The sequence below is a fragment of the Terriglobus sp. TAA 43 genome (assembly GCF_000800015.1).
GTDB lineage: Bacteria > Acidobacteriota > Terriglobia > Terriglobales > Acidobacteriaceae > Terriglobus.
This window is the reverse complement of record NZ_JUGR01000003.1, coordinates 186,932-210,055: the sequence shown is the minus strand read 5'-3', so window position 1 is coordinate 210,055 and position 23,124 is coordinate 186,932. Positions and strand designations below refer to the sequence as shown.

The 23,124-nt window shown below is 57.2% G+C and carries 22 protein-coding genes; 11 read left to right on the top strand and 11 right to left on the bottom strand.

Annotated elements, in window-relative coordinates; translation table 11 throughout:
* Window positions 1–2 precede the first annotated feature (2 nt).
* The gene (locus M504_RS18700) at window positions 3–1,445 is read left to right on the top strand and encodes an ATP-binding protein (protein ID WP_047497158.1); all 1,443 of its coding nucleotides are present in this window, start codon (window positions 3–5) and stop codon (window positions 1,443–1,445) included.
* 56 nt (window positions 1,446–1,501) lie between these two features.
* Here the strand turns inward: M504_RS18700 and M504_RS18695 are convergent, their stop codons facing one another.
* The 6 genes from M504_RS18695 to M504_RS18665 all read right to left on the bottom strand — a co-directional run bounded on the left by M504_RS18695 (window position 1,502) and on the right by M504_RS18665 (window position 6,560).
* Complete coding sequence (locus M504_RS18695; protein ID WP_047497156.1) at window positions 1,502–1,732, bottom strand: hypothetical protein; 231 nt, start codon at window positions 1,730–1,732, stop codon at window positions 1,502–1,504.
* A 3-nt stretch (window positions 1,733–1,735) separates the two neighbouring features.
* Window positions 1,736–2,539, bottom strand: coding sequence for a succinate dehydrogenase iron-sulfur subunit (gene sdhB, locus M504_RS18690; RefSeq protein WP_052201048.1), 804 nt, complete (start codon window positions 2,537–2,539; stop codon window positions 1,736–1,738).
* A gap of 75 nt (window positions 2,540–2,614) precedes the next feature.
* A complete protein-coding gene (locus tag M504_RS18685) occupies window positions 2,615–2,821 on the bottom strand; it encodes a hypothetical protein (RefSeq protein ID WP_047497154.1) in 207 nt (68 codons plus the stop codon).
* Window positions 2,822–2,837: 16 nt separating this feature from the next.
* A complete protein-coding gene (gene sdhA, locus M504_RS18680; RefSeq protein WP_047497152.1) occupies window positions 2,838–4,616 on the bottom strand; it encodes a succinate dehydrogenase flavoprotein subunit in 1,779 nt (592 codons plus the stop codon).
* A 287-nt stretch (window positions 4,617–4,903) separates the two neighbouring features.
* Window positions 4,904–5,749 (bottom strand): succinate dehydrogenase, encoded by an 846-nt coding sequence (locus M504_RS18670; RefSeq protein ID WP_047497148.1) that lies wholly within the window; start codon window positions 5,747–5,749, stop codon window positions 4,904–4,906.
* A 202-nt stretch (window positions 5,750–5,951) separates the two neighbouring features.
* Window positions 5,952–6,560, bottom strand: a complete 609-nt coding sequence (locus tag M504_RS18665; RefSeq protein ID WP_047497146.1) for a non-canonical purine NTP pyrophosphatase — start codon at window positions 6,558–6,560, stop codon at window positions 5,952–5,954.
* A gap of 244 nt (window positions 6,561–6,804) precedes the next feature.
* Between M504_RS18665 and M504_RS18660 the strand changes: the two genes are divergently transcribed.
* Window positions 6,805–8,142 carry an inositol-3-phosphate synthase gene (locus M504_RS18660; RefSeq protein WP_047497415.1) on the top strand — a complete coding sequence of 446 codons (1,338 nt, stop codon included), beginning with the start codon at window positions 6,805–6,807 and terminating at the stop codon, window positions 8,140–8,142.
* A gap of 273 nt (window positions 8,143–8,415) precedes the next feature.
* Here the strand turns inward: M504_RS18660 and M504_RS18655 are convergent, their stop codons facing one another.
* Entirely contained in the window at window positions 8,416–9,216 is an 801-nt protein-coding gene (locus M504_RS18655) for a DUF1080 domain-containing protein (protein WP_047497144.1), read from the bottom strand.
* Window positions 9,217–9,362: 146 nt separating this feature from the next.
* Here M504_RS18655 and glgX point away from each other — a divergent pair, with 146 nt between their 5' ends.
* Complete coding sequence (gene glgX / locus M504_RS18650) at window positions 9,363–11,492, top strand: glycogen debranching protein GlgX (RefSeq protein ID WP_047497142.1); 2,130 nt, start codon at window positions 9,363–9,365, stop codon at window positions 11,490–11,492.
* A 92-nt stretch (window positions 11,493–11,584) separates the two neighbouring features.
* Window positions 11,585–12,586 carry a ThuA domain-containing protein gene (locus M504_RS18645; protein WP_232296362.1) on the top strand — a complete coding sequence of 334 codons (1,002 nt, stop codon included), beginning with the start codon at window positions 11,585–11,587 and terminating at the stop codon, window positions 12,584–12,586.
* 58 nt (window positions 12,587–12,644) lie between these two features.
* Here the strand turns inward: M504_RS18645 and M504_RS18640 are convergent, their stop codons facing one another.
* Window positions 12,645–13,148: a TlpA disulfide reductase family protein gene (locus M504_RS18640; protein WP_047497140.1), complete on the bottom strand. Its 504-nt coding sequence runs from the start codon at window positions 13,146–13,148 to the stop codon at window positions 12,645–12,647.
* Between the two features lie 22 nt (window positions 13,149–13,170).
* On the opposite strand from M504_RS18640, the gene M504_RS18635 reads away from it, so the two are divergent.
* The 4 genes from M504_RS18635 to folE all read left to right on the top strand — a co-directional run bounded on the left by M504_RS18635 (window position 13,171) and on the right by folE (window position 15,939).
* Complete coding sequence (locus M504_RS18635; protein ID WP_084214537.1) at window positions 13,171–14,352, top strand: glycosyltransferase family 2 protein; 1,182 nt, start codon at window positions 13,171–13,173, stop codon at window positions 14,350–14,352.
* 71 nt (window positions 14,353–14,423) lie between these two features.
* The gene (locus M504_RS18630) at window positions 14,424–14,837 is read left to right on the top strand and encodes a 6-carboxytetrahydropterin synthase (RefSeq protein ID WP_047497138.1); all 414 of its coding nucleotides are present in this window, start codon (window positions 14,424–14,426) and stop codon (window positions 14,835–14,837) included.
* Window positions 14,837–15,295: a 6-carboxytetrahydropterin synthase gene (locus M504_RS18625; RefSeq protein ID WP_047497135.1), complete on the top strand. Its 459-nt coding sequence runs from the start codon at window positions 14,837–14,839 to the stop codon at window positions 15,293–15,295. Before M504_RS18630 ends, M504_RS18625 begins: the two co-directional genes overlap by 1 nt.
* Before the next feature lie 23 nt (window positions 15,296–15,318).
* Window positions 15,319–15,939, top strand: coding sequence for a GTP cyclohydrolase I FolE (gene folE / locus M504_RS18620; RefSeq protein WP_047497133.1), 621 nt, complete (start codon window positions 15,319–15,321; stop codon window positions 15,937–15,939).
* Between the two features lie 72 nt (window positions 15,940–16,011).
* Here folE and M504_RS18615 read toward each other — a convergent pair whose 3' ends face one another.
* Window positions 16,012–16,686 (bottom strand): PadR family transcriptional regulator, encoded by a 675-nt coding sequence (locus M504_RS18615; protein ID WP_052201047.1) that lies wholly within the window; start codon window positions 16,684–16,686, stop codon window positions 16,012–16,014.
* 164 nt (window positions 16,687–16,850) lie between these two features.
* Here M504_RS18615 and truB point away from each other — a divergent pair, with 164 nt between their 5' ends.
* Entirely contained in the window at window positions 16,851–17,726 is an 876-nt protein-coding gene (truB, locus tag M504_RS18610; protein ID WP_047497131.1) for a tRNA pseudouridine(55) synthase TruB, read from the top strand.
* Between the two features lie 8 nt (window positions 17,727–17,734).
* On the opposite strand, the gene M504_RS18605 is transcribed toward truB, so the two are convergent.
* Window positions 17,735–18,469 (bottom strand): arylesterase, encoded by a 735-nt coding sequence (locus M504_RS18605; protein WP_052201078.1) that lies wholly within the window; start codon window positions 18,467–18,469, stop codon window positions 17,735–17,737.
* A 96-nt stretch (window positions 18,470–18,565) separates the two neighbouring features.
* On the opposite strand from M504_RS18605, the gene M504_RS18600 reads away from it, so the two are divergent.
* Window positions 18,566–19,255: an ABC transporter ATP-binding protein gene (locus tag M504_RS18600; RefSeq protein WP_156994010.1), complete on the top strand. Its 690-nt coding sequence runs from the start codon at window positions 18,566–18,568 to the stop codon at window positions 19,253–19,255.
* A 3-nt stretch (window positions 19,256–19,258) separates the two neighbouring features.
* On the top strand, window positions 19,259–21,835 hold the full coding sequence (locus M504_RS18595; RefSeq protein WP_047497130.1) for an ABC transporter permease: 2,577 nt from the start codon (window positions 19,259–19,261) through the stop codon (window positions 21,833–21,835).
* A gap of 5 nt (window positions 21,836–21,840) precedes the next feature.
* Here the strand turns inward: M504_RS18595 and M504_RS18590 are convergent, their stop codons facing one another.
* Entirely contained in the window at window positions 21,841–22,863 is a 1,023-nt protein-coding gene (locus tag M504_RS18590) for an LLM class flavin-dependent oxidoreductase (RefSeq protein ID WP_047497128.1), read from the bottom strand.
* Window positions 22,864–23,124: the final 261 nt, after the last annotated feature.

The window sequence follows — 23,124 nt, the reverse complement described above, 5'->3', positions numbered from 1 at the left end:
CTATGGCAACGACGACGGATTGCCTTGCAAACAGTGTCGAATGGCAACGCAAAGCTCTTGATGATCTGCAGCGTGTGAAGCCATTTGGTGACAACGTACCGGAAGAAGAGTTGGCTTGCCTGGTGGCGGTGGCGCAGGATATGTATGTCGCTGCGGGCACAAAGATCGTGGACCAGGAAGATGACCTGCACTACTTCACGATCTTTACCGAAGGCCGAGCCCATGTTTCCCGCAAGGATGAGCAGGGCAACTACTTCTTCAGCAAGATCATGGAAGCGCCCGCATTCATGGGTGAAGTGCCACTGCTGACCGGCATGCATTCCAACGTCACGGTGATTGCACAGACAGACATTCGTGGATTGCGTTTGGACGAAGAATCGTTCTGGGCCGGTATGTCGCACTGCCCGCATCTGCGCTCCGTAATTTTGGGCGAGCTGCGTATGCGGCTGATGGGCATGCAGACACAGCAGACTCAGCAAGCAAAGCTGGCCATGCTGGGCACCATGACTGCGGGATTGATGCATGAGTTGAATAACCCGGGTGCTGCGGCTCGTCGTGCGGCTTCTCAACTCCGCGATAATCTTCGCCACATGCATGAGATTGCGCGTTCGTTCTCAGAGCACGGACATACAGAAGAACAGCGTGCTTGCCTTACCGCTTTGCAGGAACGTGCACTGGCGGTGAAGAAGGATGTTTGCCTGAGCTCGCTGGAGCAATCGGACGCAGAAGAAGAGATGGGCGACTGGCTGGATTCGCACTCGATTGCAAAGGCGTGGGACATTGCGCCTGTGATGGTGGCGAGCGGCATCAGCACGCAGGATCTGGATTGTCTTGCGGATGTGTTCCAGAGCAGCGAGTTGACTGCTCCACTGGAATGGCTTGAGGCAAGTGCCTCGTCGATGCAGATGGTTACGCTGGTTGAAGAATCAGTAGCTCGCGTCACGGAGCTGGCACAGTCTGTGAAGAGCTATGCGCATGAAGGGCAGACCGGTGAGCAGGATGTGGATGTGAACGAAAGCATCCATGCCACGGCCGTGATGATGAAGCACAAGCTGCGCGAGAAGAACGTCAGCATCCACAAGGAGTTTGGTTCGAAGATGCCGAAGGTGCACTGCGTGTGCAGCGGCTTGAACCAGGTGTGGACGAATCTGCTGGATAACGCGATTGATGCTGTGCCGCAGACGGGTGGATTGATCACGATCAAGACCGCTCGTGTTGGGGATGAGATTCAGGTGACGATTGGCGACAACGGTTCCGGTATTTCCGCGGAAGATCGTGATCGCATCTTTGATCCGTTCTTCACGACGAAGGCTGCGGGAGTGGGAACGGGACTTGGACTTGGGATTGTGCGTCGCGTGCTGGAAGGTTATGGCGGCCGTCTGACGCTGGAATCGGAACCGGGGAAGACGGAGTTCACCGTGCATCTTCCTGTCGAAAATATTTAGTCAATCGCACATCATGAGGGGCACTGGGGAAACTGTCTCCAGTGCCCTTTTTCTGCTCAGCGTTCGGTGAAGTGCATGACGATTGCGTACAAGATGTACAGCGAGAACAGAAATAGAAACGCAACTGTGCCAATGAAGAGCACGAGATACAGGACGATGCCGAAGCCGGTGTCATGTGGGCCTTGGTCGTGACCAGTCACAGCCATAAGGATCAGGCTTGATACAGCAGAAACGCCTGTGGCAACGATGACTCGTCTCCACAGGCGTTCTATTGTGTCTCTGATCATTGCTTAACGAGTGAAGAAGTCCTTGACCTGCTGGATGGCTACGTCGCGGCCCATGTCGCTGATGGCTTCGGTGAGCGGTAGCTGCTTGGGGCAGGCCTGTACGCAGTTTTGTGCGTAGCCGCATTCCTGCACACCGCCGTCGCCTGCGAGAGCGCGTAGACGATCTTCCTTCAGCACCGCGCCCGAGGGGTCGAGGTTGAAGAGGCGGGCCTGTGCGATGGTGGCAGCGCCAACGAAGTTTGTGGAGTCGTTGAACTGCGGGCAGACTTCCATGCAGATGGTGCAGGAGATGCAGTTGGAGAGCGGGTAACGCTCTTCCTGAATCTGCGGGAACTGCTTGGGGCCAGCGCCGAGGTCGTAGGTGCCGTCGATGGGAACCCATGCCTTAACGGCCTTCAGGTTCTCAAAGAGAACGCTGCGGTCCACGGCGAGGTCGCGCACGACGGGGAACTTGCTGAGCGGCGCGAGAGTAATTTCGCCCTTGCCGTTCTCATGCAGCAGCGCGTCCACCAGAGCGGAGCAGGCCATGCGCGCTTTGCCATTGATGAGCATGGCGCAGGAGCCGCAGATCTCTTCGAGGCAGTTGGAGTCGTAGGCGATGGCGGTGGTGGTGGCGCCCGTCGCATTGATGGGGTTCGCCGCGATGTCGACCAGCACGCTGGTGATGTTCAGGCCCGAGCGATAGGGAAGCGTGAATTCTTCCGTGTGGGCCGGTGCATTCGGCGACGCCTGCCGCTTGATGGACACCTTGAAGGTCGAGCCCGTGTAGGGCTTTGGCTTTTCGACATGTGCTGACTTCTTTGCCATGTTTCCTCTCGCTCCCGGACCTTGTGGCTCGGTGTCGTGCTTGTGTTGCTCAACCCTGGTTGCCCGAGGTTGTTGTTACTCGGACGGTTGGTCCGTTTCATCCTTGTTCGCCCGATATTCCCGGGCTTCGACATTGCCATCCGATGTGGTGACCGGATGCAATCCCTTGTCACGTATTGCCTGTCGCCTGCCGTCAATCCACTCGCCGAGGAAGAGAAACCCTCCGTAAGCGACGGCTGCGATGATTGCTGCTACTACCGCGAAGATGAAGTAACGGTTCATCTCCAGTTGGATGCCTCTAGGAACTGGTGTAGACGCGTGGGCGTGGTTTGATCCACTGCGTGTCGACTTCTTCGTAGGTGATGACCGGTGCGTCTGACTTTGCGTCGTATGCGGCCATGGTGGACTTCAGGAACTGCTCGTCGTTGCGATCCGGGAAGTCCGGCTTGTAGTGTGCGCCGCGGCTTTCGTCACGCTTCTCTGCGCCCTGCACGATGACGCGTGCGAGTTGCAGCATGTTGTAGAGCTGACGGGAGAAGGCGAACGATGTGTTGGCCCACTGGCTCTTGTCCGTCAGATTGATATTGCGGTAGCGCTCGAGCAGTTCGACGATCTTGGCGTCCGCTTCCTTCAGGCCCGCGTTGTAGCGAACGATGGTGGCGTGACGCGTCATGGTGTCGCCGAGTTCGCGCCAGAGCTTGAACGGATTCTCCGTGCCCTGGTTCTGCAGAAGGATGTTGTTGTACTCCATCTGGCGAACCTTTTCGGCTGCGTGGCCGCCGTCGCCGGTCTGCGTGGGCAGGCTCTTCGCGTAGGTCATCGCCTGCGGTCCGGCGACGAAGCCACCGTAGATGCAGGAGAGCAGCGAGTTTGCACCGAGGCGGTTTGCGCCGTGGATGGAATAGTCCGCTTCACCCGCGGCGAAGATGCCGGGGATGTTGGTCTGCTGGTTGAAGTCAACCCAGAGGCCGCCCATGGTGTAGTGGACGCCGGGGAAGATCTTCATGGGAACTTCGTGCGGGTCTTCGCCGACGAACTTCTCGTAGATTTCGAGGATGCCTTCAATCTTCTTTTCGAGCGTGGCGCGGTCGATGTGCGACACGTCGAGGTAGACCATCGGCTGGCCGTCGATGCCCAGATCCTGCTCGTAGACAATCTTGTGAATCTCGCGGGTGGCGATATCGCGCGGTACGAGGTTGCCGTATTTCGGATACTTCTCTTCGAGGAAGTAGTAGCGATCGGCCTCGGGGATGGTCTTGGCCGGGCGCGGGTCGCCCTTCTTGCGCGGTACCCAGACGCGGCCACCTTCGCCACGTGCGGATTCCGACATGAGGCGCAACTTATCTTCACCAGGGATGGCGGTGGGGTGCACCTGGATGAACTCGCCGTTGGAGTAATACGCGCCCTGCTGATACAGCGCGGACTGCGCGGAGCCGGTGCATACGACGGAGTTGGTGGACTTGCCGAAGATGGCTCCGTTGCCGCCGGTGCAGATGATGATGGCGTCGGCGGGGAAGGTGCGGACTTCCATGGTGCGCAGGTCCATGGCGCAGATGCCACGGCATACGCCGGTGCTGTCGATGACGGCGGAGAGGAACTCCCAGCCCTCGTACTTGGTGACCTTGCCTTCGGATTCGTAGCGGCGCACCTGTTCGTCCAGCGCGTAAAGAAGCTGCTGGCCGGTGGTGGCTCCGGCGAAGGCGGTGCGGTGATAGAGCGTGCCGCCGAAGCGACGGAAGTCGAGCAGACCTTCGGGCGTGCGATTGAACGGGACGCCCATGCGATCAAGCAGATCAATGATGGCCGGGCCCTGCGCCGTCATGTTCTTTACGGGCGTCTGGTTGGCGAGGAAGTCGCCACCGTAGACAGTGTCGTCAAAGTGCTTGTCGACGTTGTCGCCTTCGCCCTTGAGGTTCTTGGCGGCGTTGATGCCGCCCTGCGCGCAGACGGAGTGCGAGCGCTTAACCGGGACGATGGAGAAGAGGTCGACCTTGCCGCCGGCTTCTGCGATCTTCATGACCGCGGAGAGTCCGGCGAGACCGCCGCCTACGACGATGATGCGTGGTGTTGTTGCCATAGTTCGGCTTTCCTATCTGCCGCCGCCCGAAACGGGCTGAGCGCTAAACGTCAAAATCAAACCTACGAATCCGATAAGTTGGGCAGTGATACCGGTCGCCATCACTACACTCCACTTACCTTTCGGGGCCAGCGTTTTATATCTTTGCCACACTTGCCATCCACTATTTCGTAACTCGGGAATAGAGTCGGTTTGTGTGGATAGCAAATTGACATGTTGCAGCATTGCGAAATGAGACCAGGCCGTAGTCCAACCGCCAATTAAGAAGACGATCAGAGCGACGATCATTATTGATTGGCTCCAGACGGGAGTGGACTTGTCTGGAGCGGTTGGCCGTTGCTGTCGTACTGTTGCTGCTGCACGGCTGGAACCTGATACGTGGGCACTACTGCTGGTGCTGAGTCGTCTGCGGGTGCCGGGATCACTTCCACTGCCGGAACCATGGGAGCTGACACGATGGCTGCGATGCTCCACAGACCCAGACCGCACAGGATGACGCCAAATGCGGTGGTGGCATAGCCGAGCTTGCGGCGTGCGTCGTCGCCGGGGGTGATGCCCCACTTGGCGCAGAAGAGCCAGATGCCGTACGAGAAGTGGAAGCAGGTGGCGATCATGCCGATGACGTACACCGCAACCATCCACGGGTTGGAAAGTTCGTACTGCACCTTCCAGTACGCGAGGCCCGGATGTTCCGGCAGGCTGACGCCGGAGAAGCGCTGGAACCAGAGGTGCTGGATGATGTAGAGCAGGGCAATGATGCCCGAGACACGCTGCATCACGTACATCCAGTTGCCGGCCCACGGATAGACATTCACGTTGGAGCGTCCGCGGACGGCGATGAAGACGCCGTAGCCCGCGTGGAAGAGCAACGGAATAAAGATGAAGGCCCACTCCAGCACGCGCACGAGCGGCAGGCTGTTGAGGAAGAGAACCTGCTTGGCGTAGGCGACGGGGCCGTGCACGATCTCAAGGTTCGAGATGATGTGCTCGATCAGGAACGCGCCAATGGGGACGATGCCGGTGAGCGAGTGCAGTTTGCGCAGCAGGAACGAGTGTCCCTGACCGGCGCGCAGCGGCTTCACGCCCTTGCGGTGTGCGTTATCGGGTGGTGCAACCCGTGCGACTGAGCCCATGTTCTTGCGCTCCCTGCTTCCGTACAGATATTGCTTCCGCGCATGAGGAAACGGCCTCACTGCGGAAGAAAGGCACGCACAGTATCCGGCGTATGGAAAACACCCGTCAATGATGTGGTCGGAGCGGTGTTCGGTTATCGAATGAATCGGGCGGTAACCGATATGGGACTTATTCGGTCGCTGTTTGTGCGGATACGAGAGATCAGCAGGCTCGCCACTGTCGTAAGAGAGCGCGGAGTGCGCGTCCGCGATGGCTTACGCGGAGGCGATCTTCATCGCTGGCTTCTGCCATGGTGCCGTTAAGTTCGGGCGCGAAGAAGTATGGGTCGTAGCCGAAGCCGCGTTCGCCTTGTGGTGCGGTGAGGATGTTGCCTTCGAGTTTGCCGAAGGCAACGGCTTCTACTTTGCCGTCGGTTGCGAGTGCGAGTGCGCAACGGTAGCGGCCGGTGCGGCTGGTTGCGTCTTTCAGGTTGTGCAGTAGGGCAACGTTGTTGTCTGCGTCGATGCCGTTGCCTGTGGAGGGGAAGTTGAGGTCGGCGGCGTAGCGTGCGGAGCGGACGCCGGGGAGGCCGTTGAGTGCATCGACTTCAAGACCGGAGTCGTCTGCGATGACCCAGTGTCCGGGCGCGAATTTTGAGTAGTACGCAGCCTTGATGCGTGCGTTGCCTTCGAACGTGGGCTCGTCTTCCGGTGGCGCGGGGATGTCTGCGAGGCCGGGCAGAGGCTGAATATCGAAGCCCGGTGTGTCGGTTGCGGCGGTGCGGAAGTCGCGAAGCTTGCCTGCGTTGGATGTGGCTACATACAGAATCATGAGTTGCGTTGCCGTCCGGTTAGGAAACTTACTTGATCTTCTCATGTGGGTTTTTATGGGCTTGCGTAAAAGAAATTTCAAGAAAATCAGACACCGATAACTTAACGGGACGTTATCGATAACCCTCGTGTTTATTGAGCGAAATCAAGCAGCTGCGATGTTGCGGAATGTGTGGAGATGCTTCAGGTTGGTGTTGAAGGCAACGTGGTTTGGCGCGTTGCTCATGAGCATTGAGGAGAAGCAGATGGAGCAGGCAGCAACGCAGCCGAAGGCAACGGATATTGCACCCGCGAAGGGAAAACTGGGCGTGATGATGCCGGGGATGGGCGCGGTGGCCACGACGATGATTGCCGGTGTGGAAGCTGTGCGTCGCGGCATGGCGAAGCCCGTGGGATCGATGGCGGAGATGGGCACGATCCGGTTGGGGAAGCGCACGGAAGATCATTCGCCCCTGATCAAGGACTTTGTTCCGTTGGCGGGATTGGATGATCTTGTGTTTACGGGATGGGACATCTTTGGTGGCAATCTGTTCGATGCGGCGAAGACTGCGTCGGTGTTGGACCGTGAACAGTTGGAGGAGATGCGTCCGTTCCTGGAAGGCATTGAACCGATGCCTGCGGCGTTCGATCAGCGCTATGTGAAGCGCCTGGACCCGAAGAAGATTAAGACGGGGAAGAACAAGTGCGATCTTGCGAATCAGATTCGCAATGACATTGCGGAGTTCAAAAGCAAGAGCGATCGACAGGTGATGATTTGGACAGGATCGACCGAAATCTTTCTCAAGGAGAAGGCGGTGCATCAGACGCTGGCTGCGTTTGAAAAGGGATTGGTCGAAGATGACGAGGACATTGCACCGTCGATGCTGTATGCGTGGGCGTGTTTGAAAGAAGGCGTACCGTTCATCAACGGTGCTCCGAACCTGACGTGCGATATTCCTGCGTTGCGTGAGTTGTCGAAGCAGGCTGGCGCGCCGATTGCCGGTAAGGATTTTAAGACGGGGCAGACATTCATAAAGACTGTGCTGGCGCCTGCGTTGAAGGTTCGTTACCTGGGATTGAATGGGTGGTATTCGACGAACATCCTGGGCAATCGCGATGGGGAAGTGCTGGACGATCCGGATAACTTCAAGACGAAGGAAGAGTCGAAGCTGGGTGTGCTGGAATATATTCTGCAGCCGGATAAGCATCCTGACTTATATGGCGACATCTTCCATAAGGTGAGGATTAATTACTATCCTCCGCGCGGCGATAACAAGGAAGGTTGGGACAACATCGACCTCTTTGGATGGATGGGATATCCCATGCAGTTGAAGGTGGACTTCCTGTGCCGCGATTCAATTCTTGCTGCGCCGCTTGCGCTTGATCTGTGCCTGTTTATGGATCTGGCTGCGCGTACGCCGAGCCTGAAGCACCTGGGTATTCAGGAGTGGCTGAGCTTTTACTTCAAGGCTCCGGATGCTGCTCCTGGTATTCACCCTGAGCATGATCTGTTTATTCAGAGCATGAAGCTGAAGAACACGCTACGCCACGTTATGGGCGAGGACCTGATCACGCATCTTGGGCTTGAGTATTACTCGGAGTAAGTACGTCGATACTTCTCAGGCCAGCGGCGTAACATCTCAGTGGAGAGTGAGCGATGTTAAGGCTTCTGGACTCTGTGATCTTAATCGCGTGGTACGGCTTCGTTCTGGTCGGATCGATCGTTGCGCTGGTCCGGTTGTGTCGAGGTCAGGTTCATCGCGGAGGGCAAGCGGCGGGACTGCCTGAACGGTGGAGACGCTGGATGTTCGATGAACGCATCGAAGAGAAGTAGGTTTAAATTTGAGCGGAGGCTGCCCTGCCGGCAGCCTCCTTTTTTATTGCAGGTCTTTCAGCCACAAGTTGCGGAAGGATATTTTGACGGTTCCTGAGCCTGCGGTTTGCAGCGCGAGGAGGCCTTTCTCGCGGAGCTTTGTTGTGTCGTCGTCAATGAAGACGGCCATGACGTGGCCGTTAAGAATATGTGTCAGGACGTGGCCGTGTGCGACGATCTCCATCTGGTTCCACTCGTTGGGATGCCAGTAGCCACCGAGTTCTTCTCGGGTGCCTACGACGGCGATGCGTTCCATTGGCTTGCCTGTTTCTGCGTGAACCACTTCGCTGCGTGATGCGACGATGATGCGGCCGCGGCCATCGACGACTTGTCCGGTGTAGTTGCCGATGAAGTTCGCATCGCATTGATAACCGCCGACGATGTAGCGCGGATCGGCCTGAGGCATGGCAGGTGCACCGGGACGTGGCGGCGTTGGCGGTGCGATGTAACTGCGGTATTGAATGCCGCTGTCGGCTGTGACACCTTGCAGCTTGATTTCAAGTCGAAGGTCGAAGTCTGCAGGTTCCTTGCCTTGAAGAATCAGGAAGGTTTCGGGATTGCGTCCGCCTTCCGGCGACTTGTACTGGCCGACGATGGCGTTGTCTTCCACGCTCCACACCTTTGCGTCGCCTGCCCAGCCGCTGAGTGTGTTGCCGTCGAAGAGCGACGTGTAGCCGTCGTGATTATTCCAGTCGGTTGGAACGGCCTGCGGTTTTGGTCCACCTGTGGGACGCGGCGTCGCTGGTGACTGCGCCATGAGAGTTGCGGAAGTGAGCACGAGGACAGACGTGTAAATCCAACGCATTACCGGAGATTCCTTGCAGTGGAAGTTGATGAAACGAAACCACTGTACGCGCGGCGGCCTTGCTGTGGAAAGTGCGCGCCCATCCCCTCAGAGCAAAGGTGCATCCCATAGGGGGATTTCGCAGACATAAAGGAATTGGAAAGTTAATGAACCGAACTGTTCTTCCCGGCGTTCCCTATCCATTGGGAGCCACTTCTTCATCACGCGGCACAAATTTTGCGGTGTATTCCGAAAACGCAACTGGAGTCTCTGTTTGTTTTTTTGATGAGGAGGACAAACAGACTGATTGCATTGAACTAAAAGAACGCACAGCGTTTGTTTGGCATGGACTGGTGAAGGGGATTAAGCCAGGGCAGCGCTATGGCTATCGTGTGGAGGGTCCGTGGGAGCCTGAGAAGGGGCTGCGGTTCAACTCCGCGAAGCTGTTGTGCGATCCGTATGCCAAGGCGCTGACGGGCGAGGTGGATTGGAAGGCGCCGATCTTTCCGTATGACGTGATCAGCGGCGACGATCTGAAGAAAGATGATCAGGACTCTGCGGCGGGTGTGCCGAAGTCTGTGGTGATTGATCCGAAGTTTGATTGGGGGGATGATTGTCCTCCGCAGACGCTGCTTGCGGATTCAGTGATCTACGAGGTGAATGTCCGCGGATTTTCAAAACAGAATCCGATGGTGGAAGAGAAGCTGCGCGGGACGTATGCGGCGTTGGCATCAGAAGCGAGCATTAACTACTTCAAGATGTTGGGTGTTACGGCGGTGGAACTGCTGCCGGTACATCACTTCATTGATGAAGGCCACCTGATTGATCGTGGATTGCGCGATTATTGGGGCTACAACACGCTCAGCTATTTCGCTCCCATGTCACGCTTCAGTTCTTCTGGCGATACCGGCGGACAGGTGCGTGAGTTTAAGGAGATGGTGAAGAGGCTGCACGCGGCGGGCATCGAGGTGATCCTGGACGTGGTCTACAACCACACCTGCGAAGGCAATCGCCTGGGGCCATCGCTGAGTATGAAGGGAATTGATAACACCACGTATTACCGGCAAGTGGTAGATAATCCGCGGTATTACATGGATTACACCGGTACGGGCAACACCCTGAACGTGATGCATCCGCAGGTGTTGATGCTGGTGATGGACTCTCTCCGCTATTGGGTGACGGAGATGCATGTGGATGGTTTCCGCTTTGATCTTGCGGCTACGTTGGCACGTGATCAGGATGGCGTTTCGAAGCTGTCGAGCTTCTTCAACGTCATCCATCAGGACCCGATCTTGCAAAGCGTTAAGCTGATCGCGGAGCCGTGGGATGTGGGTGAGGGCGGCTACCAGGTTGGTAATTTCCCTGTGCTGTGGGCGGAGTGGAATGGTCGCTATCGCGATACGGTGCGCAGGTTCTGGAAGGGCGATGAAGGATTGCTGTCAGACTTCGCTTATCGCATTACGGGGTCGAGCGATCTGTATCAGCAGGATGGACGCAGGCCATATGCGTCGATCAACTTTGTTACCGCGCATGATGGCTTCACGTTGACAGACCTTGTCAGCTTCAATGGCAAGCACAACGAAGCCAACGGCGATGACAATACCGATGGCGCCGACAACAACGATAGCTGGAACATGGGCGCGGAAGGACCAACGGACGACGCAGGCATTAACGAATTGCGCGAGCGGCAGGTGCGCAATTTCCTGGCGACGCTGGTGTTGTCGCAGGGCGTGCCCATGATCTGCGGTGGCGATGAAGTGGGCCGTTCGCAACGTGGCAACAACAATGGTTACGGCCAGGACAACGAGATCACCTGGTACGACTGGAAGCTGGATCCTCCGCGGAAGCGGTTGATGGATTTCACCACGAAGCTGATTCAGTTGCGCAAGAATCATCCGAATCTGCGGCGCAGAAAGTTCTTTCAGGACCGTACGATTCGCGGTTCCGTGGTGCGTGACATTGCGTGGTTCAACTCGAACGGTGAGGAGTTTCATGAAGAGGACTGGGGCGCCGGATGGCAGCGTTCGCTGGCCTTTATGTTGAACGGCAGCACGTTAGGCGTGACTGACGAGGATGGCGTTCCGATCAAGGACAACAGCTTCCTGTTCATGGTGAATGCTGCGGCCGATGGAGTGGAGTTTACGTTGCCGCCGCCGCCGGGAGATACGCCGTGGCACCAGGTGCTGGATACGCAGAATGTGGATGATCCGTTTGCCGAGTCGGACATTGGAGACAAGGTGATTCTGGGCGGGCGTTCGTTCCGGGTATTCTGCGACGGCCGACCGAAGCTGCAATAGCGTCATCTTGCGGTGAAACTGAGAAGCGGCGTTGACGCGCCGCTTTTCACATTGATACGGTTCAGAACGTTACCGAAATCCCTGGAGGAACCGTGATCCGTCCGCTTGCTGCTGTTGCCTGTCTGTTATTTGCCACCTGTGCCATTGCGCAGGATTCCACTGCGCTGTTGAAAGAGAAGACGGTGCCTAGCCCCGGGCGTCCGCAATCGATTAAGGATGGCGTGCAGATTCAGAAGTCGCAGTTAGAAGACTATGTTGCCATGCTGGATAACCTGCCGCTGACGGCTCCGGCAAAGCCGAAGCAGGCGCGCAAGCTGCTGATCCTGTGCAAGGCTGCGGGATTCTTTCATTCGTCGATTCCGCTGGCCGCGGAGACGGTGAAGACGATGGGCGAGAAGACGGGCGCTTATACCGCGACCATCACCTACGATTCTGCTGATATCAACGCCGCAAACCTGGCCAACTACGACGGCATTTTCCTGGACAGCACCACGCTGGAATTCCTGGGTGATCCGAAGGACCCGGCAACCGATGCACGTAAGAAGGCGTTGATGGATTTTGTGCGTAGCGGTCATGGCATTGCCGGCATTCATGCTGCGGGCGACACGTATCACACGGTACCGGCGCGCGATTCGGGGCTGAAGCCGGAGGGGACGTGGCCGGAGTTCAACAAGATGATTGGCGGCTTCTTCAAGTTTCACTGGGTGTATCCGCAGCCGGTGTGGGTGAAGATTGACGATCCGAAGAGCCCGCTGACGGCGATGTTCCATGGCCGCGAGTTTGAGGTGCACGACGAGATTTACACGTTCCTGCAGGAGTCGTTCAGCCGCAAGAATGTGCACGTGCTGACGAGTGTGGACTACTCGAAGATGTCGGCTGAGGACAAGGCGAAGGAGCCTGCTGCGACGAAGCGCACGGATGGCGACTATGCGTTGAGCTGGATTCATCGCGAAGGTAAGGGCCGCGTGTTCTACGAGGCGCTGGGGCATAGCGAACACATCTATGCCATGACGCCGATCATGACGCATGTGCTGGCGGGTATTCAGTACACGCTGGGTGATTTGTCTGCGGATGATGCGCCAAGTGTGAAATAGTCTGCATTCCAAACGAAAAGGCCCGGCTAAAGCCGGGCCTTTTCAATGCCTGTTGATCTTAGATTTTGTCGAGATAGCTCATGATCTCGGAGTTGGTCCACTCTTGCGGGCCGATGAATTTGCGGCGGATGTTGCCCTGGCGGTCGATCAGGAAGGTCTCCGGTACGCGGACGGAGCCGTATTTCAGGTTGGCTCCCTGCGTGCCGTCGCGGGCGCTGAGCAGGTTGATGCTGTATTGCTGCAGAAACTTGTTGTAGGCGTCGGGGTCGTCGTCGATGGAGACGGCGACCACCTGGATGTCCGGGCGCAGGGCTTGGAGGCGCTGGAGGCTGGGTAGCTCGTCGATGCAGGGCGCGCACCATGTGGCCCAGAAGTTTAGCAGAACGACCTTGCCCCGGAACTTGCTTAGCTGGATGTTCTGCGCGCCGTTGTGGACGGTGAAATCAGGCGCTACTTCTGCGATTTGCTGCGGATGGTCGCCGCGGTTGCAGCCCGCGAAAAGGGCAGGGGCCAGCAGGCTGGCGGACAGAATCAGGGAACGGGAGGCGACGCGGAATCTCACGCTTCCTATAATACGAAGGCGCATGATTGATGATCAGGACAAGACGCCGGATTTGACCAAACCGGCCCCGAAATTTGAGTTTCGCTTTGACGGTAGCCCTTCGGCCGCTTCGGCGCGGCGGGAGGCGGCTGCGTCCTCAAAGATTGTGGAAGATGAGCCTTCCACGCACGCGCTGACGGTGCTGATTCCGGCGCGGAATGAAGAGCTAAACATTGGCGGCTGCATGGAATCGCTGCTGAGGCAGAGTGAGCCGGGGTTTGAGCTGGGGAAGCACTGGCATCTGCTTGTGATCGATGACAGCTCGACCGATGAGACGTTTGCCATTGCGTCCAAGCTGGGGGAGGGGCGCGACGGCGTTCAGGTTCTTCGCGCCGAGCCGCTGAAGTCGCAGCGTAAGGGATTTACCGGGAAAAATGCGGCGTTGTGGCTGGGCGCGCAGCAGCCGGTGGCGCAGACGGCGAAGTGGCTGTTGTTTACGGATGCGGACACGCTGCATGAGCCGAACTCGCTGCACAGGGCCATTGTGGAGGCGGAGAGGCATGATGTGGCTCTACTGAGCTATTCGCCGAAGCAGATCAACGCGAATCTGGCGCAGCGCGCGGTGATGCCGCTGATCTTTTCGGAGCTTGCCAGTACGTATCCACCGAAGAAGGTGAGCGATCCTTCCAGCCCGATCGCGGCGGCGAATGGGCAGTTTCTGCTGGTGCGGCGACAGGTGTACTTTGACGTCGGCGGGCATAAGGCTGTTGCGGCCGAGGTGTTGGAAGACGTTGCGCTGGCGCAGAAGGTGAAGCGTCGGCATGCGATTCGTTTTCGTTATGCGGCGGAGGCGGTGTCGGCTCGGATGTACCGCACGACGGCGGAGATGGTGGAGGGTTGGACGAAGAACCTGGCTCTGCTGTTCCGCAATCCTCTGTTCATGGCGTTTATTGCTCTGTTGAACTTTGTGTTGCTGCTTGGGCTGCCGCTGCTGCCGTTTGTGTGGCCGAACCTGGTGTATTGGCAGGTTCTGACGATTGCGATTCTGTGGCTGCGGGTGGTGGTGCGGTACTTCGGGCGGGTGGGGCGGTCGAATGTGCCGTTTGTGGACCGCGTGCTGAGTATTGTGGCGCTGCCGCTGTTTGCGTTGTTGCTGTTCCGGTCATGGCAGAAGGTGAAGATTGCTCGGGCCGTGGTTTGGAAGGGGCGGGAGTACACGACTTAACTGCCTGCTGGGATTGATGTTTGCCCATGAAACGGTTCGGGGTGTTCCGACATCCAATACACTGACAAACGATGATTTACCTGACACGCAAAGCCGATTTTTCTTCCGCGCACTTCTATCGCAACCCTGATTGGAGCGAGGAGAAGAACCTTGCTGTTTTTGGCAAGTGTGCCAATGCGAATGGGCATGGGCATAACTACACGCTGGAAGTGACGGTGGGTGGCGAGGTGGATCCAGTCACCGGGTTTGTGGTGGACCTGAAGCTGTTGAAAGACATTCTGGAAGAGCAGGTGGTCAGCGTGTATGACCATCGCCATCTGAATCACGAAGTGCCGGAGTTTGCGTCGACGGTGCCCACGACGGAGAATATTGCGGTGGCCATCTGGCGTCGGCTGGATGGGAAGATTCCGAATGCGAAGCTGCATCGCGTGCGCGTGTATGAGATGGATGACCTGTTTGCCGATTATTACGGCGAGGAGGCCTGATGGCTCCGCTGGCATACTTCTCGCGGCGATATCGGTTTTCGGCGATGCATCGTTTAAACGCGCCTTCGCTTTCGATCGAGCAAAACCGTGACACCTATGGGAAGTGCAACAACCCGTTCGGGCATGGGCACAACTACTTCGTTGAAGTAACCGTCGCAGGGCCGATTGATCCGGTGACAGGCTTTGTGGTGGATATGCCGAAGCTGGATGGGTTGGCGCAGCGTGAGTTGATCGACAGGTTTGACCAGGTTTCGATGAATGATGATCCGGTGTTTGCTGGTGATTTCGTGCCTTCGACGGAGAACCTGACGATTGAAGTGGAACGCATCTTCCGCAGCGAGGTGCCGAAGCTGGATACAGCGGGGAAGCTGCGGCTTCATGCAATACGGATTGAAGAGACGGCGAATAACAGTTTCGATCTGCCGTCAGATAACAGGACGCAGCCGTTGCTTTCGTAGCTGCGCGTGAAAGAGTTTGATTGATGGAAGATAGCCGTTTGGAGACACATACTGCTGTTGTAGATCCCGCACTGGAATTGCATGCGGCGAGTACAGAAGACATTCATCGCGAATTGCTGCGCCGGCTTGGTGAAGACCCTGCTCGCGATGGATTGATCAAGACGCCGGAACGCATCACGAAGGCGATGACGTATCTGACGCAGGGATACGAGCAGAGTGCAACTGAGATTCTGCGTGGTGCGCTGTTCGATGTGGACTATGACGAGATGGTCATTGTTCGCGATATTGAGTTTTATTCACTGTGCGAGCATCACATGCTGCCGTTCTTCGGCAAGGCGCACGTTGCATACATTCCAAAGGGTAAGGTGATTGGCCTGAGCAAGGTGGCTCGGCTGGTGGATGTGTATGCGCGTCGTTTGCAGGTGCAGGAACGTATGACACGCGAGATTGCCGATGCAATCGTTGAGGCGATCCATCCACAGGGGGTGGCGGTGATTCTGGAAGCGCAGCACCTGTGCATGATGATGCGTGGCGTGGAGAAGCAGGGAAGTATGACGTCGACTTCGACGATGCTGGGATGCTTCCGTGAAAGTGCGCAGACGCGGAATGAGTTTCTTTCGCTGATCCGTCGGTCATCGCTGTAGTTCAGTTTCTTAACTAAAAGAGAGGGCCCGCATTGTTGCGGGCCTTTTCCTGTTTCTACTGCAGGTTGAAGACTAGATTTCGCGGATGGCTTTGGCTGCGTTTTGCAGCACCTCCGCCACCTTGCGGATCTGTTCCGGTGTGCTGTCTTCGTGACGGATGCGATCGCCGATGGCTTCGCGCAGCGCGCCCATGGCTTCCATGATTTCGGGCGAGCGGCCGCGAGCGAATCCGCGTCCGGCAGCCTTCATCAGGTGTTCCAGTTCGTTCAGACGTTCCTGGTTTTCGTTGAGGAATGCCTTGCCCTCGTCGGTGACGGAGTAGACCTTCTTGCCTGCTTCGTTGACGGTGGCGACGGTGAAGCCCTGCTCCTCAAGCATGGTCAGCGTGGGATAGATCACGCCGGCGCTGGGACGGTAACCACCCGCCATACGCTCTTCCAGTCGCTTGATGAGTTGGTAGCCGTAGGCCGGTTCCTGGGCCAATTCGCGCAGAATAACCAGACGCATCACGCCGCTATCAAACAGGCGTTCGCGTCCGCCGCCGAATCCTCCGCGGCCTTTGCCGAAGGGGCCGAAACCCTCTCCGAATGGGCCTCGCGGTCCGCCGAAACGTCCGTGGTGACCTCCGGGGAAGCATCCCTCGCGACCTTCCGCGTAGTCTCCGGCGAAGCGGTCATCGCGCCGTCCACGACGGTCTCCGCGATGGAATCCCCGAGGATCGGGGCAGTGCATAGAAAACTTAAACATTTCGTGCCTCCTTCTCGCGATATATCGTGAGATATATCTTAGATACTCCTTTCCGTCATCGGATGCAAGATATATCGCAGAATATTTTCACGGCTGCTGCCGGCCGCGCATTAGGCGTGTCGTTCGGTTTCCTGAGGGAACGGTGGTCTAATGGAAAGGTTGCAATGAACGGCCTTCTGATTTTCGATAAACCCTCCGGACTTACTTCTCACGATGTTGTTTCGCTGGTGCGGCGTGCCAGCGGGGAACGATCTGTTGGCCATCTTGGCACGCTGGACCCCATGGCGACTGGCGTTTTGCCGTTGCTGCTGGGTAAATGGACGCGCCTGGCGCAGTTTTTCAATGCGGCGGACAAGCAGTACACCGGCACGATTCGTTTTGGCTTTGCCACTGACACCTACGACGCCGAAGGCCAACCTGCAGGCGAGTCGCAGCCTTTGCGTTGTTCGCTCGATGAATTGCGTGCGTTGGGTGCGCATTTTCACGGAACAATTGACCAGGTTCCGCCGGTGTTTTCTGCCAAGAAGATTGGCGGGATTCCGGCGCATAAGTTGGCGCGGCAGGGTAAAGAAGTGGCAGTAAAACCGGCGCGCATTACGATTCATCATTTTGCGCTGACTGAGTTGGAAGGTGATACCGCCCGCTTTGCCATGCACGTTTCATCGGGTGGCTACGTACGTTCCGTGGCACATGAGTTGGGACAGCTTGCCGGTTGCGGCGCGCATCTGTCGTCGCTGCGCAGGACGCAGGCGGGCGTGTTCACGCTGGCGCATGCAGTGAGCCGCGAGCAGTTGATTGAAGCGGCAAATGCAGGCACGGTGCAACAACTGATGCGGCATCCTCGTACAGTACTGCCGGAGATGCCTGCGGTGACTGCGGATGAGGGCTCACAGACAAGGCTGCGTAACGGCATGGCAGTGAATCTGCCGGAGTTTTCTGATGCGCCGCTGGTGCGGATTTTCAACGGCAGCAAAGAACTGCTGGGCATTGGAAAGCGCGTGGCTGGAACGCTGATCCAGCCACACGTAAACATTGCCTGAGATCGGCGTTATTTCTTTAGCATCGGGTGAATCAAGGTGAGCACGTTCTTTGCTACCTGCTTGCAGCCTTGTGCTGTGGGGTGGATGCCGTCGGACTGAATGCTTCCGGGCACTCCGTAGACGTCCTGAAGAACGAACGGCAGTAACGGCACGGAGTACTTCTTTGAGAGCACCGTATACGTTTCGTTGAATTGCTGGATGTACGGCGCGCTGTACTGTGGCGGCAACGTGATGCCGGCGAGAGCAACCTGTGTCCCAGTGTGGGTGAGGCGGCTAAGAACGTCATCGAGGTTCTGGCGGGAGTTCGCAACCGGGACGCCGCGAAGGCCGTCGTTGCCCCCAAACTCCACAACGGTGATCGCCGGCTTCATAGCGATCACGCGGTCAATCCGCGCCAGTGCGTCCTTGGTGGTGTCGCCACTGATGCCCATGTTGACCACACGATAGCGATAACCAGCGTTATCCAGTTCTCGTTGGAGGTCTGCAGGATAGCTGCTGTCCAGATCGACGCCCAGGCCTGCCGTCAGGCTGTCGCCGAAGCAGGCGATCACGGGACGACCGTCGTCAACATCATTTGAGGAAGCAACGGTATCGGACTTCAGTTGCATGGTGCCCGTTGGCGTTGCTCCGCCGTTTTTGCTATCGGTGGTCAGGTCGTGATGTTTGGGTTCGCAGCCAGTCAACAGGAACATTGCGGCCACGGCAAACGTACACATAAGTGTGAAGGGGGAACGCTGTATCATCGACCTCAACTCCGGCTCTCCGTTGTTGCAAACCATAGCAGATTCCGCCAGAAAGCGAGTAACCGCCTGACTCCGACGACTGCAACTTCCATCCGAGTGAACGATCTCCGCAAATCCCTTCGCACCGGATCTCGTACCGTTGAGATTCTTCGTGGCATCTCGTTCGATGTTGCCGCGGGCGAGTTCGTCGCTATCGTGGGTTCATCTGGTTCCGGAAAAAGTACATTGCTTGGATTGCTGGCGGGACTTGATACGCCAACCGCTGGCGAAGTGATTCTGAACGGCACCGCGATCAGTTATCTGCCAGAAGACAAACTTGCGGAAGTGCGCGGCAAGCTGATTGGTTTTGTCTTTCAGAGCTATCAACTGATTCCTACGCTTACAGCGCTTGAGAATGTGTTGTTGCCGCATGAGTTGAATGCGCCTTCAAACGAGCAAAAGGCTGGCCGTGAACGTGCGATGGAGTTGCTGCAAGCGGTGGGGCTTGGCGAACGTGCGGAGCATTATCCTGTTCAGCTTTCTGGTGGAGAACAGCAGCGCGTGGCATTAGCACGTGCGTTCATTCTGCGTCCGCCGATTGTGCTGGCCGATGAGCCGACAGGGAATCTCGATTCAAAGAACGGCGCTCACGTGATGGATCTGCTACTTGATTTGAATCAGCGCGAAGGAACGACGCTGGTGCTGGTCACGCATGATCCTGCGGTGGCTGCTCATGCAACACGTGTGCTGACCGTGCGCGATGGTGAAGTGATCGCGGATGAACGCAAGTTTGCGGAGCAGGTGTAATCCGTGGCCGCGCTCTCATGGACAACGGCGGCACGTATTGCATCGCGCGAACTACGTGCCTCGCGTGGCAAATTTCTGTTCGTGATTTTGTCGGTAGCGATTGGTGTTGCTGCATTGACGGGAGTTCGCGGATTCTCCACGGCATTTCGTCAAACGCTGATGGTGCGTGCACGATCCATTCTTGCAGGCGATCTTGCGGCACGCACGTTTCAGCAGCCGAGCGACGCGCAACTGAAGCAACTGGAAGCGTTGACTGCGAACGGCATAAAGATGACGCCGGTCACGGAGATGGCGGCGATGGCTACGGCCGAACATTCGCTGGACCCTTTGCTGGTGGCGTTGAAGGCTATCGACCCTGCGAAGTATCCGTTCTATGGCACAGTCGATCTGCAACCAGCCATGCTGTTACGACAGGCGATTGGTGGCGAGAATGTTGCTGTTGGCGATGATCTTCTGATTCGTTTGAAGCTGCATGTAGGCGACCGCATTCAGCTTGGCGATGCGACGCTGCGAATTGCGGCAGTCGTTCTGAGTGAGCCGGATAGGCTCTCTGGATCGTTTGCAGCGGGGCCACGCATCCTGTTATCGCAGGATCAACTGGATCAAACGCATCTGCTGGCTGCGGGATCGCGTGCGGGACAACGTTATCTGTTCATGTTGCCCAAGCGTGATGATCGCGCCGTTGCAAAACTAAAGACGACGCTGGAGGGTGTTCTGCCTGAGGCGCAGATCACGGATTACCGTGAGACGAATCCTGCGATCACTATGGCGCTGGACCGTGCAACGGGTGTGTTGTCGCTGGTGTCGTTGGTGGCTTTGGTATTGGGCGCTGTGGGTGTTGCCATGGCCATGCGTACGCATCTGCTGGAGCGCATGGACTCGATCGCAATCATGAAGTCGCTGGGTGCGCGGTCGTCGCATGTACTTCGCATTTACCTGGTGCAGACGGTGCTGCTGGGATTGATTGGCGGCGCGGTTGGTGTGGCGCTTGGTGTTGGCGTGCAACTTGTGCTGCCGCTGCTGTTGGCGAAGCTGCTTGGCATTACGCCAGAACTTCATATTGCTGCTTCTGCCATTGTTGCTGGGCTAGCGACAGGTTTGCTTACGACGTTGCTGTTCACGATGCCGCCCCTGTTGGATATCCGCGGCGTTCGGCCGATCTTGATTTTGCGACGCAATGTTGATGATGTGGAAGAGAAGGGAACAGCGGCAAACCTTTTTGCAAGAATCAAAGCGTCGTTTGCTCAGGTGATTGCAGGTGCGTTGATCCTGCTGGGCATCACGCTGATTGCGACAACGTTGTCAGACTCAAAGGTTGTGGGGCGAGTCTTCACGATTGGGCTTGCAGGCGTGCTGGTGGTGCTGTTGATCGCATCGTCTGTTGTACTCGCGCTGCTGCGGCGATTTTTGAAGAGCACCCGCTCCTCGCTGCAGCCCGTGGTACGGCATGGTCTGGCGAATCTCTATCGTCCGGGTAATCCTTCTGCAGCGCTGCTGGCTGCGGTGGGGCTTGGAGTGATGCAGATTGGGAGTGTCTTCTTTCTTTCGCAGGCGCTGGTGAAGGAACTGAAACTCTCCACACGGCCCACGCTGCCGAATGTGTTTCTCATCGATGTTGCACCGACTGAAGTAGAAGGTGTAACGGCGCTTCTAAAGTCACAACCTGGTGTTCACGGTGAGCCGGAGATGTTGCCGGTGGTTGCGTCACGCATCATCGCTGTCAATGGCGTGAAGGCTTCAGACCTCAAGTTGGAAAACTTCCCCAAGCGCCTGTTGCAATCCATCTCGCTGACGTGGGTGGATGAGATGCCGCCGGGGACGAAGGTGGTGAGCGGGACGTTTTGGCATAGCGGCGACTCGCATCCACAAGTGGCGATTGGGCAGCGCATGTCAGAGCGTCTGCATGTGCAGCTTGGCTCTCACATTCTGTTTGGAGCGCCGGGTGATCCGGACCATCCCATCAACGCGGAAGTCACGGCCATCATCAAGTCTGATGGTCAGCATGCATGGTCGCGTTCCGAATTTCTGTTGCCGAAGTCTGCGTTGGCTGGTTTGCCGGTGGTGTATTACGGCGGAGCTCATGCCGATCCAGGGCGTGTGGGTGAGCTACAGCGCGCGTTATTTGCGAAGTATCCGACTGTCACAGTCATCAACGTGGCGCAGGCCATGGAGACATTGCGCAGCGTGCTGTTGCAGGTGTCGCTCGTTGTCCAATTCCTGGCGGGCTTCTCTATTTTCGCGGGACTCGTCATTCTTGCAAGCGCTATCGCAGGCACGCGTTATCGACGCATGCGCGAAGTCGTGGTGTTGAAAACGCTGGGCGCAACACGGTCGCGCATTGCAGCGATCTTTTCCATTGAATTTGCAACGTTGGGCTTGGTCGCCGGGCTGGTGGGACTAGTGTTTGCAAACCTGACAGTTCGTGTGGTGTTGTCGCGGCTTGATCTGGAGTATCACTTCCTCGGCTTGGTCAACGTGCTCTCGCTCATCGCTGTCATGGCCCTGACTGTGTTGACGGGATGGCTCGCAAGCTATCGCGTACTTGGTCAGAAACCTTTGGAAGTTCTTCGCGAGGAGTAGCGCGCCTATCTCCAGCCGAGTGCAGGCGCCACGTGCGTAAGAATCGATTCCATAACGTGGACGTTGTATTCCACGCCAAGCTGATTCGGCACGGTGAGCAGCAGCGTATCGGCCTCTGCAATCGCTTCATCTTGTCGTAGTTGCTCCACCAGCTTCTGGGGTTCGGCTGCGTAACTGCGGCCGAAGACTGCGCGGGTGGACGCGTCGAGAAAGCCGATCTTGTCCTGCGAATTGCTGTCGTGCCCGAAGTAGGCGCGATCCAGATCGTTAGTCAAAGCAAAGATACTGCGGCTGACGGAGACACGCGGCGTGTGCGTGTGTCCTGCCTGCTTCCATGCTTCGCGATAAGCGCGAATCTGCTTTGCCTGCTGGATGTGGAAAGGCTCGCCTGTTTCATCGAACTTCAGCGTTGAGCTCTGCAGATTCATTCCCAGTTTCGCCGCCCATACCGCGGTTGCGTTTGTTGCGGCTCCCCACCAGATGCGCTCATGCAATGTTTCTGAGAAGGGTTCCAGTCGCAGGAGTCCGGGAGGATTGGGGAACATAGGACGCGGATTGGGACGAGCAAAACCTTCTCCGCTGAGGAGTTTTAGAAACTCTTCGGTGTGACGTCGTCCCATGGCTGCGTCGTCTTCACCTTCCTTCGGTTGATAGCCGAAGTAGCGCCATCCATCAATCACCTGTTCCGGCGATCCGCGGCTGATACCTAACTGCAGTCGTGAGCCGGAAATCAGGTCGGCCGCGCTCGCGTCTTCGAACATGTAGTGCGGATTCTCATAGCGCATGTCGATGACGGCGGTGCCGATTTCGATATTGCGTGTGCGTGCTCCGACCGCAGCAAGAAGAGGGAAAGGCGATGAGAGTTGCCGAGCAAAATGATGCACACGGAAGTAAGCGCCGTCCATGCCGATCCGCTCAGCCTCTACCGCCAGATCGATTGACTGCAACAGTACGTCCGAAGCGGAGCGCGTTTGGGATTGTGGGGAAGGCGTCCAATGGCCAAAAGAAAGAAAGCCAATCTTCTTCATGCTGACTCCACGTGTGAGTTTACTCGGAAGAAGAGATGCTTGGTTGCCCCCCAGGGATTCTCATACGTTGAGAGCAAAGGCATTACAGGTCAATCAACGTGCCGTACCCGTATTCGTACCCCTCGGCACGTCTTGTCGTGGCTTAAGAAGCTCTCATCTCTTTGCATCCGACCCGACGTAGATTATCAAGTCACAGGACATCATCCGCGCAAGCTGCTAGTCACTTGCCCGATGCCTTCCTGTGATCAAGAGAAACTGCTA